The organism is Myroides profundi (assembly GCF_000833025.1).
Classification (GTDB): Bacteria; Bacteroidota; Bacteroidia; order Flavobacteriales; family Flavobacteriaceae; genus Flavobacterium; species Flavobacterium profundi_A.
In genome coordinates this window covers 3359728-3374094 of sequence record NZ_CP010817.1, presented here as the reverse complement: position 1 = coordinate 3374094, position 14367 = coordinate 3359728, and the positions used below count along the sequence as shown (strand labels likewise).

13 protein-coding genes are annotated in these 14367 nt (G+C 34.5%); 6 read left to right on the top strand and 7 right to left on the bottom strand.

What is annotated here, in order from left to right; translation table 11 throughout:
* Positions 1-67 precede the first annotated feature (67 nt).
* The 4 genes from MPR_RS14830 (at position 68) to MPR_RS14815 (ending at position 4733) form a co-directional block, all read left to right on the top strand.
* Positions 68-2314 (top strand): nitric-oxide reductase large subunit, encoded by a 2247-nt coding sequence (locus tag MPR_RS14830; protein ID WP_041893864.1) that lies wholly within the window; start codon positions 68-70, stop codon positions 2312-2314.
* Entirely contained in the window at positions 2304-3017 is a 714-nt protein-coding gene (gene ric, locus MPR_RS14825; RefSeq protein WP_041893861.1) for an iron-sulfur cluster repair di-iron protein, read from the top strand. Before MPR_RS14830 ends, ric begins: the two co-directional genes overlap by 11 nt.
* A gap of 64 nt (positions 3018-3081) precedes the next feature.
* On the top strand, positions 3082-4284 hold the full coding sequence (locus tag MPR_RS14820) for a hypothetical protein (protein ID WP_041893858.1): 1203 nt from the start codon (positions 3082-3084) through the stop codon (positions 4282-4284).
* Complete coding sequence (locus MPR_RS14815; RefSeq protein ID WP_041893855.1) at positions 4281-4733, top strand: CopD family protein; 453 nt, start codon at positions 4281-4283, stop codon at positions 4731-4733. Before MPR_RS14820 ends, MPR_RS14815 begins: the two co-directional genes overlap by 4 nt.
* Before the next feature lie 258 nt (positions 4734-4991).
* Here the strand turns inward: MPR_RS14815 and MPR_RS14810 are convergent, their stop codons facing one another.
* The 7 genes from MPR_RS14810 to recF all read right to left on the bottom strand — a co-directional run bounded on the left by MPR_RS14810 (position 4992) and on the right by recF (position 12217).
* Positions 4992-5615: an SCO family protein gene (locus MPR_RS14810; RefSeq protein WP_041893852.1), complete on the bottom strand. Its 624-nt coding sequence runs from the start codon at positions 5613-5615 to the stop codon at positions 4992-4994.
* A gap of 15 nt (positions 5616-5630) precedes the next feature.
* Positions 5631-6410: a formylglycine-generating enzyme family protein gene (locus MPR_RS14805; protein ID WP_041893850.1), complete on the bottom strand. Its 780-nt coding sequence runs from the start codon at positions 6408-6410 to the stop codon at positions 5631-5633.
* A 1-nt stretch (position 6411) separates the two neighbouring features.
* The gene (gene nirK, locus MPR_RS14800; RefSeq protein WP_041893847.1) at positions 6412-7911 is read right to left on the bottom strand and encodes a copper-containing nitrite reductase; all 1500 of its coding nucleotides are present in this window, start codon (positions 7909-7911) and stop codon (positions 6412-6414) included.
* A gap of 267 nt (positions 7912-8178) precedes the next feature.
* On the bottom strand, positions 8179-8754 hold the full coding sequence (locus MPR_RS14795; protein WP_041893845.1) for an RNA polymerase sigma factor: 576 nt from the start codon (positions 8752-8754) through the stop codon (positions 8179-8181).
* Positions 8751-9857 carry a glycosyltransferase family 2 protein gene (locus MPR_RS14790; protein WP_041893842.1) on the bottom strand — a complete coding sequence of 369 codons (1107 nt, stop codon included), beginning with the start codon at positions 9855-9857 and terminating at the stop codon, positions 8751-8753. Before MPR_RS14790 ends, MPR_RS14795 begins: the two co-directional genes overlap by 4 nt.
* Positions 9858-10087: 230 nt before the next feature.
* Positions 10088-11101 carry a UDP-N-acetylmuramate dehydrogenase gene (murB, locus tag MPR_RS14785; protein ID WP_041893840.1) on the bottom strand — a complete coding sequence of 338 codons (1014 nt, stop codon included), beginning with the start codon at positions 11099-11101 and terminating at the stop codon, positions 10088-10090.
* A gap of 21 nt (positions 11102-11122) precedes the next feature.
* Positions 11123-12217 carry a DNA replication/repair protein RecF gene (gene recF, locus MPR_RS14780; RefSeq protein WP_025124489.1) on the bottom strand — a complete coding sequence of 365 codons (1095 nt, stop codon included), beginning with the start codon at positions 12215-12217 and terminating at the stop codon, positions 11123-11125.
* A 134-nt stretch (positions 12218-12351) separates the two neighbouring features.
* On the opposite strand from recF, the gene MPR_RS14775 reads away from it, so the two are divergent.
* Positions 12352-13137: a tetratricopeptide repeat protein gene (locus MPR_RS14775; RefSeq protein WP_016650458.1), complete on the top strand. Its 786-nt coding sequence runs from the start codon at positions 12352-12354 to the stop codon at positions 13135-13137.
* 2 nt (positions 13138-13139) lie between these two features.
* Positions 13140-13631: a 6,7-dimethyl-8-ribityllumazine synthase gene (gene ribH / locus MPR_RS14770; protein WP_006260284.1), complete on the top strand. Its 492-nt coding sequence runs from the start codon at positions 13140-13142 to the stop codon at positions 13629-13631.
* The last annotated feature ends 736 nt before the right edge of the window (positions 13632-14367 follow it).

The window sequence follows — 14367 nt, the reverse complement described above, 5'->3', positions numbered from 1 at the left end:
TACGTGGGGAGTAACTTCCCTTTTTTTACAAAACAATAAAGGATAAAAAAGTCTTCTATTTAAAAGTATGAAAAATAGACAAAGAAAGTTATGGATAGCATTTACGATAGTAATGTTATTCTCATTTGGGGTACTCGGCTATTTCGGTATTGAAATTTATCAAGAGGCGCCACCTGTGCCTATAGAAGTTAGAACAACTAATGGTGAAACTGTATTAACTGCTAGTAATATAAAAGACGGTCAGAATGTCTGGCAGAGTATTGGAGGACAAGAAGTTGGCTCTGTATGGGGACATGGAGCTTATGTCGCTCCTGATTGGACTGCTGATTTTCTGCATAGAGAGGCATTGTATTTATTGGAGTATTATGCTCAAGAGAAGTATAATAAGTCTTATGAAGATAGTTCATTAGAAGAACAGGCTTATTTAAAAGCACATCTACAAGCTAATATTAGAGCTAATACTTATGACAAAGCAACTGGTGTTCTGACGATTACAGAGGAACGAAATAAAGCTCGTTTATATCTTCAGGAGTATTATACTAAGTTATTTACAGATGACCCAGAATTTACGCAACTGCGTAAAGATTATGCAATACCTAATAATGCACTAACAGATCCAACAAGACTGAAACAAATGAATGCTTTCTTCTTTTGGGCTACATGGGCTACTGTAACTAATAGACCAGATAGTGATGTTAGTTATACGCATAACTGGCCTGCAGAAGAGTTAGTAGGTAACGTAGCTACTACACCTCTTATCGCTTGGTCTGGAGTGAGTGTTATCTTATTGATTTTTGCTGTAGGGGTACTCGTTTATTATCATGTAGCCTCTAAGCAAGAGGAAGAGGATATGGTACCAGTGGAAGACCCTGTATCAAATGGAACTGTAACTAAGAGTATGACTATCTTGAAGAAATATTTCTGGGTAGTATGTTTATTGATGCTATTACAAGTAGGGTTAGGAATTGTAACAGCTCACTATGGAGTAGAAGGACAAGGGTTATATGGTATTCCATTAGATCAAATTTTACCTTACTCTGTTACGCGTACATGGCATACTCAATTAGCTATTTTTTGGATAGCTACTGCTTGGTTAGGAACAGGATTATATATCTCACCAGCAGTAGGGGGTAAAGACCCTAAGTTTCAAGTATTCGGAGTGAACTTCCTATTTATAGCCTTATTGATTATTGTTTTGGGGTCTATGATTGGTCAGTGGTTTGGTATTATGCAAAAACTAAACTTAGTACAGAACTTCTGGTTTGGACATCAAGGATATGAATATGTAGATTTAGGGCGTTTCTGGCAGATCTTCTTATTTGTAGGGTTATTTGTATGGTTAGCTTTAATGATTAGACCGTTATTACCTGTATTGAAAGAAAAAGGAAGCCATCGCAATTTGATTATACTTTTCTTAATCTCATGTGGAGCAATTGCTTTATTCTATGGAGCAGGGCTAATGTGGGGAAGACAAACCAATTTAGCCATTGCAGAATATTGGAGATGGTGGGTAGTGCATTTATGGGTAGAGGGCTTCTTTGAAGTGTTTGCTACTGTCGTTTTAGCGTTCTTATTCGTACGAATGGGGTTGATTAAAACCAAGACAGCTACTAATGGTGCATTGTTCTCTACTATTGTATTTATGTCAGGGGGAATTATAGGTACATTCCATCACTTATATTTCTCAGGAACGCCAACTGCAGTAATGGCATTAGGAGCAACGTTCAGTGCTTTAGAAGTGGTGCCTTTGACTTTGATAGGTTATGAAGCTTATGAGAACTATAAAATATCTACACATAAAGGATGGTTACAAGATTATAAATGGCCTATATACTTTATGATAGCAGTGGCATTCTGGAATTTCTTAGGAGCAGGTGTATTTGGATTTATTATTAATCCACCAATAGCACTGTATTATGTACAAGGACTTAATACAACACCTCTTCACGCACATACTGCTTTATTTGGAGTATATGGAATGTTGGGAATTGGACTTATGCTATTCGTATTAAGAAGTATATATAGAGATATCAAATGGAATGAGAAGTTGTTGAAAATAGGCTTCTGGGGATTGAACTTAGGGTTATTATTAATGGCACTTTTAAGTTTATTACCTATTGGTATATGGCAAGCGATTGAAAGTATCCAACATGGTATGTGGTATGCGCGTTCTAGCGAACTTATGCAGCTACCAGCTATGAATACCCTGAAATGGCTACGTACCATCGGTGACGTAATCTTTACAGTAGGTATTTTCGCTATCGTCTTATTCGTATTCAAATTAACATTTAAAAAAAGCAATCATGATAAATAGAACAGTAGGCTCATTTGTAGCAGAAGATTTTAGAACAGCAGCAATATTCAATAGATATGGAATTGATTTTTGTTGTAAAGGAGGACGTACTATTGAAGAGGTATGTGAAAAGAAATCAGTCAATAGAGAAGAGTTAATCGGAGAGTTAGAACGATTATTGACACAACAAGCAGAGAATAATATCGATTTTAGACATTGGCCTTTAGATTTGTTAGCTGATTATATTGAGAAGACACACCATCGATATGTAGAGGAGAAGATTCCAGTATTATTACAATTTTTAAATAAACTGAGTAGAGTACATGGAGATAGGCACCCAGAGTTAATTGAAATAAATGAATTGTTTATTGGATGTGCAGCGGAGTTAAGCCAACACTTAAAAAAAGAAGAGCTTGTTCTGTTTCCATTTATTCGTAAGATGGTGTCTTCAACTATCTCAGGACAACCTTTAGAAACGCCTCATTTTGGTACAGTACAAAATCCAGTTGCCATGATGATGCATGAACATGATGGAGAAGGAGAGCGTTTCCGAAAAATAGCAGAGTTGTCTAATAATTATACACCACCAGCAGATGGATGTAATACATATAAGGTTACTTACGCTATGCTAAAAGAGTTTGAAGATGACCTACATAAACACATTCACTTAGAAAATAATATTTTGTTTCCAAGTGCAATAGTATTAGAACAAAAATTCGAGTAATCTTTTTCAAATTTCATAGAAGTGCCTTACCTTTAAGTTTAAGGCACTTCTTGTATAACAGCTTATGAAACCAGTCTATTATATCATTCCTTTGGTCAACTTTCTTACAGCAGCCCTATTAGGACTTTTGCTGAGAAGTATGTTCGTCTACCCGATAGAAGGAGTGACATTTTTGTATATTTTACATACACACTCTCATATTGCTTTATTAGGATGGTTGTATTTATTGGTTTATGTATTGTTTGTTCAACAGTTTGGTATAAAAACTCTTAAAGAAGAGAAGTTTTATGCCCGACTTTTTTGGATGACTCAATTAGCTGTGCTTGGAATGGCACTGACATTTCCTTTTATGGGATATGCCGCAGCATCTATTGCTTTTTCTACTTTACACATTATTTGTTCTTATGTATTTGTCATTCATTTATGGAAGAACAACACTGCCTCAGAGACACAGCAAGGTACATTACTAAAAACCTCTTTGTTCTTTATGGCATTTTCTACCATAGGAGTTTGGTGCTTAGGACCAGCAGTAGGCATGATGGGGAAGGCTAGTGCCTTCTATCAGATATGCATACAGTTCTTCTTACATTTTCAGTTTGATGGATGGTTCTTAACTGCCTTTTTAGCCTTATTGTTTGACATTGTGTTTAAGGGATACTCTTTATCTAAGTTTAAACCTTTTTATTACACTTGGATAGTATCTGTAATACTCACTTATGCTTTACCCGTGAGTTGGTATGTAGAATTACCTATACTACATTACTTAAATGCTGTAGGCGTTTTATTGCAATTGTATTCAGTGGGATATTTAATTAAACCCTTTTTTAAAGTATTTAAGCAACGAAATAATAATGAAAGCATCTTTGTCTGGCTTTTATTAGTGTTAGCAGGAATATGCCTTATAATGCGAATAGGCACACAGTTATTAGCTATATCAGAATCAATAGCGATTCAATTACAAGCTCTGCGCAGTTGGATCATTGGTTTTATCCATTTGAATATGTTAGGAGTCTTGAGTGGTTTTGGAGTTTGGTTAATGGTTCAAGAAAAAAGAATAGTTGTAAATACTTGTTTAAAGACAGGAATACTATTCTTAGTAGTAGGTTTTGTATTGACAGAAATAATTTTGTTTATACAAGGATTACAAGGTTTTATAGGAGTTGTTTGGATAGCTAATACACCTGTACTCTTATTTTGGGCATCTGTATTACTTCCTATCAGTATCTTGTTTTTATTATTATCATATATTAAAATTAGAAAGTCATGAATGAATTACACCTTTTATTAATATTACACCTATTAGGGGCTACTATATGGGTAGGAGGACATATCTTATTAAGCGTGGTGATATTACCTCAAGTATGGAAAGAGAAGTCAGTAGAGAAGTTATTTAACTTTGAGAGTAGATATGAGTGGTTTGGTATGCCAGCTTTATTTGTGATGTTGCTGACAGGTGTGCGTATGGCCTATATTTACAATGTAAAGTTAGCGAGTTGGTTTGCTTTTGAAACTCCAATAGAACGTGTTGTTTCTTTAAAATTAGCATGTCTATTCACTATAGCTTTATTTGCGCTAAGTGCTCAGTTTTACGTACTGCCTCGTCTAAAGACTGATATTAAGAAACTTCCTTTAATGACATTCCATATTTTATCTGTTACGACTATTAGTATTGTGATGCTTATATTAGGTAGCTTTATTAGATATGGAGGAATATAAAGAGGAATGAATTTATAACTGAAAGGTATTGAATGGTTTATTTATTTAACTATTAAAATATCTGTTAGTATTATTATATATAAAGCTATTGTTTGATTATACTTTTGAAGTGATCAAGTAATAGCTTTTTATTATTGGAACTATTTTATATTCTTAAATAAGTAACTAGAATTAAAGGCACTTTATGTACAAAAAAAATACTGCTCTACTTCTATTATGAAGCAGAGCAGTATATTATCAAACTAATAACTAACTTTCTTATTTAATTAAAGCGAGTTGTCGCTCTATTTCTTTTACAGTAGGGGCATAGTCTATACCAAGTCCCTCTTGTTGATAATCCAATTCTCCTTTGGTATTAAACACACTAATGATATTAGAGTGAGAGAAGTCTATTGGAGAGATCTTTTTGTAATTCACAGCAAGAGTAGCCGCAAATTCTCTTGTGTCTTCTTCAGTAGAGCGTAAGAATATCCATTGAGGGCCATCCATTTGATTCTCTTTAGCAAATGCTTTTAGACGTTCAGGAGTATCTACTTGTGGATCAATGCTGACTAATACATATCTTACTTTATCTTCGTTTTTACCTTTTACTCTCTCCTCGATATTACGCATATCAGCTACTAATCGAGGACATGCAGCTTTACAAGAAGTATAAATCATGACCATAACTAGTACATTACCTTGTAAGTCTTTTAGCTCAATATCTTTACCATCTTGTGTAGTCCAGGTAGAAGGTAGATTGTAAATAGACAAATCAGAAATCTCTTGTGACTCTGCAGTCTGTTCTGTAGCTTGAGGTTGTTCTTCTGTAGCTTTTGTCTCTTTACAACTAGTTAGTAGTAAAGTAGAACAACTTAGTAATGCTATCAATGTCTTTTTCATAATGATGTTCTTTTTTTAAGGGTTTTGTGCACATCTAAAACCTAAGTTTTTTGTTGTAAAATTAGCTCTAAGACTACCTCTAAAACCGTATCGCATAAAGGCAGCATAGTCCATCAGGTCAGAAGCATTAATAGAAGCACTTCCACAGAATAAGTTCTCGTCATTGCCCTTGTCTTTACGGCTTTCTCCAGACAAGAAGATTGAATTATAGTCTGCTACCCACTCCCATATTAAGCCATGCATATCATATACACCCCAGTAATTTTTAAAGGTGCTCCCTACAGGATTGACATAAGTCTTAGGAGTTTCGTACCAAGCGAGGATATACTTATTATATTCTTCTTTTTGGCGAGCATCCATATTCTTAGCATCAGCCATGGCTACATATTCCCATTCATCCATAGTAGGTAATCTTTTGCCTTGTAACTCACAGTATTTTTTAGCTGCGAACCAAGATACATTGGTCACAGGAGCATTAGGTTTTAAATCGCCATAGTCTAAATCACTTTTCCAATGAGATAAATAACTTTTATTAGCGAATAACGCTTTGATTTGTGAGCGTTGGTAATTTGGGTTTTTCTTTAAGAACTCTACATACTGTTCATTGGTCACAGCGTATTGATCCATTTTGAAAGAAGCTACTTTTACATAGCCTTCTTCTGTACTACCGTAAAGTGGAACAAAAGTTCCACTTTTGATAGTGACCATCGGTGTCGTTTTCTGAGCATATATTCCTGTTAAGGTTACTATGCTCAGAAGACACACAATGAAGTTTGATTTATCAAGAAAAAACATTTTATCTATTTTTTTGAACCATTTGAGGGCTCACTACAGTTTTATTATTTCCCCAACTATTGTACACATAAGTTAATACGTCAGCTATCTCTTGGTCACTTAAGTTTTGACTCGTCATGATAGAGTTATATTTTACTTTATTAACTGTAATCTCTCCTTGTAGTCCGTTTATAACTGTTTTTATCGCTCTATTCACATCTGCATTTAAGTAATCAGATTTTGCTAGAGGAGGGAATATTTTCTCTATACCTTGTCCTTCAGATTGGTGACAAGCAAAACATGTTCTAGTAAACACACTCTTACCATCAGCTATTTGTTGTGCAAGCGTTTTGTTTTCTATTACTTCTTTTTTAGCCGGTTCTTTAGGCATATTTTGTATAGTACCTCCTTCAGGTAAGTATATTCCTTCTTTTATTTTACCTGCAAATACTTTCTGATTTTCGTCTCCTTCTACTTTCAGCATTCCCAGTGCTCCTTTATTAAAGGCTCTAAAGATAGAGTGGTCTACTAATACAAATGTACCAGGTGTATTTACTTTAAATTCTACTATCGCTGCACCTCCTGCAGGTATAAGTGTAGTCTGTACGTTTTCGTTGATTAGATCAGCTCCTTCTACATGTACTCTATCGAAGATCTCTCCGATTACGTGGAAAGAACTCACTAAGTTAGGTCCACCATTACCTACGTATAATCTTACTGTTTCTCCTACTTTAGCAGTTATTGCATTTTCATTGACTAATCCGTTTACATGCCCATTGAATACTACATAATCAGGCTGTTCTTTTAATGCTTTATTCATGTCGAATGGTTGTAGTCCTTTCTCTCCATAGTTCCCTTTCGTATAAAAGTCCCCTTGCATCACATAGTATTCTTTGTCTACAGGTGGTAGTCCACCTTCAGGCTCTACTAAGATTAGACCATACATCCCATTAGCGATATGCATCCCTACTGGAGCAGTAGCACAGTGGTATACATATAGACCAGGATGTAGTGTTTTAAAAGAGAACGTTACCTCGTGTCCAGGCGCTACTAATGATGATGCAGCTCCACCTCCAGGACCTGTCACAGCGTGAAGGTCAATATTGTGAGGAAGTTTATTGTCAGGGTGATTTTTAAGAGTGAACTCTACTTCATCACCTACGCGGGTACGGATAAAGCTACCAGGTACAGTACCACCGAAAGTCCAATACATGTATTTTACTCCATCTACCATTTCACCTTCTTGTTCTAAGATCTCTAGATTAACAATTAGTTTCGTCGCATCCCTTTTTCCTACAGGTTTAGGTACTAGGGGAGGTGCAGTTAGTTCAGCTTCAGCTTCTCCTTTGACTACTATTTGTTCAGCCATCTCTGGAGTCATCTTTGTAGGAGCCTTGTCCTTCTGTTGACAACCTCCAATTGTTAGTAAACCTAGAGATAATAGTAGTACTCCAAGTTTGGTTTTTAGTGTTTGTACCTTTGTATTCATAACTGTGTTCTTTTGTTCATTTTTGTATACCAAAGATAAAAGACCTTGTTGTCTTTTATTGTGATAAATATCAGTTTTTAAAAATGGAATGAGCTTTTTTTACTCGTTATGAAATAATTATAGGATTGGAGTTATTTTAGCTAAATAGCTGTATATTATAGAGGTGTATTGCTAATCTTGCGTGTGAAATAAAGGATGGTAAATAAAAATAATACTAATATTTTTAAAGTCACTTCACATACTGTGATTATTAGAAGCGAAAATTTATACCTAATTATAGGGTATTATAGTTTGTGAAGATTAGATAGAGAAGTTTTGATCTATCTGTTTAAGGATAATCTCTGCTAATAGTTTTTTAGCACGCATAATCTTGACCTTGACATTGTTTAAAGGTTCATTTAAGGCTTCTGCGATTTCGTTATAAGACATTTCTTGGAAGAAACGCATATCTATTACTTCTTGATAATGGGGTTTAAGTAAGTTGATATAACTTTTAAAGATCACTAGATTCTGTTCTTGTATCAGTTCATCTTCTTTGTTCATCGTATCATCTATGATATCGTGATACTGTTGATTCTCCTCGTCATTGATATCTAAGAAAGACATATTCTTACGTTTTCTGATCATATCAATATGCACATTTTTAGCAATGCTGATCAGCCAAGTATTAAAGGCGTAAGTAGGATCGTACTTACTGATGCTGGTAAATGCCTTCGAAAAAGTTTCAATAGTAATATCTTCAGCATCCACTTCATTTGCTGTTCTTTTAAGCATAAAGTTATATACTTCAGACCAATAATGGTTTAGCAAGAAGGTAAACGCTATCTGGTCTCCCTTTTGAGCTGCTAGGATATTTTCTTGAACTAAGTTTTTCAAATTTTTTTACGTGTAATAAAATGTAGTATTGAGTAATACGTAGTGATAAAAATATGAATAATTTCTAAGAATGGCAGTGTCCACACCAAATCTTTATCATCAAATACTTTAAATAACTTATAGTTATAGATGTATATAATCAAATAACGGAATACAAATAACCCTAGTACAATCTCCCAGTTAAAAAGAAAACTAATCAGCGTAGTGAATAGCCCGAAGAACAGAAGGTGACATAGACTAAAGAATCTAATTTTAAATTGTGTAAAGATAGATGAGGTTCTAAGAAGTAAGTCATACTTCTTTATATTACCTGTCCATGTACTAGTCTTGCTCTCCACTTGTAAGCAAACGAAGCTGTCGCGGTCATGTGCGGTTGTTGTATTACTACTTGTCCCTATTTGATTGATGAAGGCATACTCATCTCCATAAGGAGTTTTCATATGGTCTATAAACCCGTTTACTTTAAAGAACAACTCTTTATTGTATCCTTGATTATAAGCATTGCCGTGGATAGGTCTACCATACGACACCCATGAGAATAGGTTTATTGTCTTATACGTATTTTGGAAACGGATTAATTGATTGATAAAAGACCTTTTCTTTTTTTCGATTTTAGTATGTCCTAGTATTACTTTCTTAGTAGAAGAGAATCCTTTGCTTATCGCTAGCAACCATTTATCAGATATAGGAGTAACAGCAGGTTCTGTAAAGATGAAGCGCTCATACTTAGCCACCTTCATCCCTAGAGTTAAGGCATACTTCTTATTGCCCCAGAAGGCCTCTATATTTTCTACATTGACTAGTCTAGTATTAGGATAAGTTAAACAGAATTTCTCTAATATTTCTAAGCTTTCGTCATCAGATGCACTATAGACTAGTATAAGTTCGTATTCAGGATAATCTTGTTGTATAAGAACAGATAGAAAGTTCTCTAACTTCTCTTGTTGGTCTTTTACATAGGCAATGACAGAAATAGGTTCTAGATCAGCATATCGTTTAGTCGGAAGGCTATTAGACATAGCTAGTGGTCCATAGATGATAATATACTGTAATATTTCTATAACTATAACAGCAATGAAAATGTAAAATAAAAGTGTTAGCATAGTGAATATCTATTCCCGTAAGGTCTGCAAATGTACGATTAATCTGTTAAAAGAATATAGAAGCTTGTTTAAAAATAGTTTATATATTTTGAATACACTGCTTTTGGGTTATAACTGTATTGTATTTTATTAGATAGATATAATTATCTAAAAGAAAATATGCAGTAATTCACCTCAAAAAGGGATATATATTTACCTATAAAAGTATTTTAAACAAGCTAAATACATTTTTAAAAGATATTGACTTCTGCGTGAATAGAAATGCCAAATAGATTAAAGACTTCTCGTTGTACAGTCTCTGCTAATTTCTTGATTTGCTCGCCTTCTGCTTTTCCATAATTAACTAGCACTAGAGCTTGTTTCTCATGTACACCAGCATCACCTAGTCGGTATCCCTTAAAGCCACTGGTCTCGATTAGCCATCCTGCAGGTATTTTTACCTCCTGTTCATTGATGACATAATGAGGCATGCTAGGGTATACTCTATACAGTCTCTCGAAGGAGTCTCTGTCTACGATAGGGTTTTTAAAGAAGCTACCACTATTACCGATTTCTTTAGGATCAGGCAGCTTACTCTGTCTGATAGAGATCACAGCATTACTAATATCTCTAATACTAGGAGAGGTAATATTATCAGCATCTAATTGACTTTTTATAGCGCCGTATTCTACTTTAAGATTGTGATTTTGTTTAGTTAGTTTGTACGTTGCAGATAGAATGATGTATTGATTCTTTAGCGCATTTTTAAATACACTTTCTCTATAGTCAAACTCACATTCAGCATTCGTGAAGTCTACCACCTGTAGTGTCTCCATATTAAGAGCTTTACAGCTGTGTAGCACATCTTTAATTTCTACTCCATAAGCACCAATATTCTGGATAGGCGTAGTCCCTACATTACCAGGTATAAGAGATAAGTTCTCTACACCTCCATAGTTGTGCTCGATACACCATAGGACGAACTCATGCCAATTCTCTCCAGCCTCAGCCTCTACATATACATAGTCGTCATCCTCATTGATGATATTGATTCCTTTTAGATCTAGCTTGATGACGATCTTATTGATGTCTTGTGTTAGTAGCATATTACTACCTCCTCCTAAGATGAATAGCTTGTCACTTTTATTAGCCTTGACTATTTCTTTTAGATCATTTATCTGTTTTATTTCAATAAAATATTTAGCCATTACATCTAATCCAAACGTATTATATGGTTTTAGCGATACATTCTCGTGAATATTCATTGTCTTAGGGGTATTATTAGTTTATTCTTCGTTTTGTTGAATTTTAAAAATCTCGTAACCTTGGTTTACACTATTTAACAGGCTTTCTGTTCGATCAGCGTGTGTATCCGAAATAAAGAGTTGACCAAAGGTATCTAAATTAACTAGCTCTAAAATCTTGCGGACTCTATTCTCGTCTAATTTGTCAAAGATATCGTCAAATAAGAGGATAGGAGCTACGCCTCGCTGTGTTTTTAAAAACTCAAATTGAGCTAATTTTAGTGCGATTAAGAATGACTTTTGCTGTCCTTGTGAACCAAACTTTTTAATAGGATGTCCTGTCAGTTCGAATGCCAAGTCATCTTTATGTATTCCGACAGAAGTGTACTGTAGCATACGGTCTTTGGCAAGATTCTCTGCGAATAGGTCTAACATAGATTTATCATCTAACTGCGTCTCATATTCTAGAGATACATCATCTTTATTCTCTGTGATCAGACTGTGATAATGAGAGAATATAGGAGTGAATTCTTTGATGAAATCTCTTCTTTTCTCGTGAATAGGGTGTGCCAGTTCTGCAATCTGCTCATTATAGACTGCCAACGTCTCTCCGTCGAAATAGTGATTCTGAGCGAAACTCTTAAGAAGCGCATTACGCTGACTGATTAGCTTCTGGTATTGTATAAGCAGTTGTAGATAGTTGCCATCCATCTGAGAGATCACACTATCGATAAACTTACGTCTAGTCTCACTTCCTTCTGTAATTAAGTCGCTGTCAGAAGGAGAGATAATCACTAGGGGAATAAAGCCAAAGTGATCAGAGAATCGTTCGTAGTTTTTATTGTTTCTCTTCAGGATTTTTTTCTGTCCTTTTTTTAGGCTACATACGATGTGCTCTTCCTTTTCATCTCTAATGAATGTACCATCGATTACAAAAAAATCTTCGTTGTGTTTGATATTCTGTACGGCTATAGGGTTGAAGTAACTCTTCCCGTAAGCCATATAATATATAGCATCTAAGATATTGGTTTTACCAACTCCGTTTAACCCAATAAAACAGTTTATTTTCTGGTCAAAAGAGAAAGTATTATCGCTAATATTCTTGAAATTTAATATGTTTAATTTTTTTAAATACACGTGGTTACTAGTTATTTTAACGTTTTAGAGAGTGCTTTATCAAATTTTGGTGCAAATTATCAAAAATATAGATAGAAAGCACTTTTATATTACAATAAAAATCCTATTTTTGCGACTCATTAAACTTTGTATAAATGGCAACTTATAATAAAAGAGGTTATAAAGCCCCTAAACCTGAACAAGAAAAAGAAGATAATGAGTTTGAACAATATAACAATATTGATTCATCTAACAGTAAGACAGCTGAGGTATTTAACTCTTTAGATCAAGGAGCAAATAGAATGGAAAGCTGGGTAGTGCGCAATCAAAAAGTAATTTTTGGTATCGTAGGTGCTGTTGCTTTGGCTACTTTGGGGTATGTTGGTTATGACAAATTTGTTGTTGAGCCAAAAAATGATGACGCTGCGAACGAAATGTTTCAGGCACAGAGTTATTATAACGATGCTTTAATGAATGGTACTGCTAAAGACTCTTTATTTAACTTAGCACTTAACGGTGGAGAAGGTAAACTAGGATTCTTAGGAATTATAGAAAATTACGGTGGTACACAGTCTGCGGATTTAGCAAACTACTATGCGGGTACAGCATATTTACATAAAGGAGATTTCGCTAAAGCAATCGAGCATTTAGAGAAATTCAAAGGAAATGATGCAGTATTAGCACCATTAGCTTTAGGAGCTATTGGTGATGCTTTCTCTGAATTAGGGCAACAAGAACAATCTTTAGAGTATTATCAAAAAGCAGCTGCTAAGCAGAAAAATGATTTTACTACACCTAGGTATTTAAATAAAGCAGGTTTAGTTGCTTTAGAATTAGGTAAAAAAGAAGAAGCGCTTAAGAACTTCAACGAGATTAAAAATAACTACCAAGGTTCTGTAGAATACAGAGGAGTAGATGCCTTGATAGGTTTAGCACAATAAGTATGGCAACAGCAAATAAAAACTTATCTGAATACGATAAAACTACACTTCCTGATGGGAAAGATTTTAGAGTAGGTATCGTAGTTTCAGAATGGAATGACCAAATCACTAATGGATTGTATTCTGGTGCAGAAGCAGCCTTATTAGACTGTGGTCTATTAGCTGAAAACATAGTTCGCTGGAATGTACCAGGTAGCTTTGAATTAATTTTCGGAGCAAAAAAAATGATAGAAGTAGATGAGACCTTAGATGCAGTTATTGTAGTAGGGTGTGTGATTAAGGGAGAGACGATGCATTTCGACTTCGTATGCGAAGGAGTAACACATGGTATTAAAGACCTTAACCTAATTTCTGATATCCCTGTAATCTTCTGTCTACTGACAGATAACCATATCGAACAATCTATTGCTCGTAGTGGTGGAGAACACGGAAACAAAGGTACAGAAGCAGCTATCGCAGCTTTAAAAATGATAGATTTAAATAGAAAAGCGTAAGCGCAATCTATTTATAGGATATAAGATAGAGGATTTCTAGCAATAGAAATTCTCTTTTTTTGTTTTATATTTTTCTGTAAGAGGGGGTGTCAGACTATTAATACTGTTTAGTGAGTACCCCTTTTCTTTATATTTTTTCTTTTCTAAAATAATCCTTCTTATTTTTTTTAAAAATGGATATATTTCAACACTTTTTTTAGCGATTTAAAGAGAACTAATCCTACTTTTTTACTCTTTACCCTCTATTTTCCTTCTTTTTGGGCTTTAAATTAAAAAAAGTATATGCTTTTTTTTAGTCTTGTGTTTTTATTAAGTTATTGATTTGTAGTTATTTATTTGTTTTTAGGTCAAATTTGTGTTTTACTTGTATAGGCTTTCAGCCCATATAAATAGGGGGTTCTACTGAAATCCTTCGACAATACATGGACAATACTCCGTATTTAGTGGAGGAGAGCGCGTGTTTGTCCAAGGATGTTCCTTTTATTCTCAGAGCATTCTCCTCTAAACTACTATGCTGACAAAGTCTGCGAAAACAGAGTATGTGAGGAGCATCTCGCTAATAACTCCACAAACATATAGGATGAGATTCTTCGCAAGCTCAGAATGACAAGTGGAGTGGAAGTACTATCATCATAATTAGTCTAGAACTTATCAGCAATGTTATTTACTAGATAAGTATTTAAAAAAAGGTTGTCATAGGATGAAGTAAATAGTGTTTAATTCTATAATTCAGAAA

Bases quoted from the DNA above. Each gene is read 5' to 3' on its own strand.
- MPR_RS14830 (WP_041893864.1), top strand. From the start codon at position 68: ATGAAAAATAGACAAAGAAAGTTATGGATAGCATTTACGATAGTAATG.
- ric (WP_041893861.1), top strand. From the start codon at position 2,304: ATGATAAATAGAACAGTAGGCTCATTTGTAGCAGAAGATTTTAGAACA.
- MPR_RS14820 (WP_041893858.1), top strand. From the start codon at position 3,082: ATGAAACCAGTCTATTATATCATTCCTTTGGTCAACTTTCTTACAGCA.
- MPR_RS14815 (WP_041893855.1), top strand. From the start codon at position 4,281: ATGAATGAATTACACCTTTTATTAATATTACACCTATTAGGGGCTACT.
- MPR_RS14810 (WP_041893852.1), bottom strand. From the start codon at position 5,615: ATGAAAAAGACATTGATAGCATTACTAAGTTGTTCTACTTTACTACTA.
- MPR_RS14805 (WP_041893850.1), bottom strand. From the start codon at position 6,410: ATGTTTTTTCTTGATAAATCAAACTTCATTGTGTGTCTTCTGAGCATA.
- MPR_RS14790 (WP_041893842.1), bottom strand. From the start codon at position 9,857: ATGCTAACACTTTTATTTTACATTTTCATTGCTGTTATAGTTATAGAA.
- murB (WP_041893840.1), bottom strand. From the start codon at position 11,101: ATGAATATTCACGAGAATGTATCGCTAAAACCATATAATACGTTTGGA.
- MPR_RS14775 (WP_016650458.1), top strand. From the start codon at position 12,352: ATGGCAACTTATAATAAAAGAGGTTATAAAGCCCCTAAACCTGAACAA.
- ribH (WP_006260284.1), top strand. From the start codon at position 13,140: ATGGCAACAGCAAATAAAAACTTATCTGAATACGATAAAACTACACTT.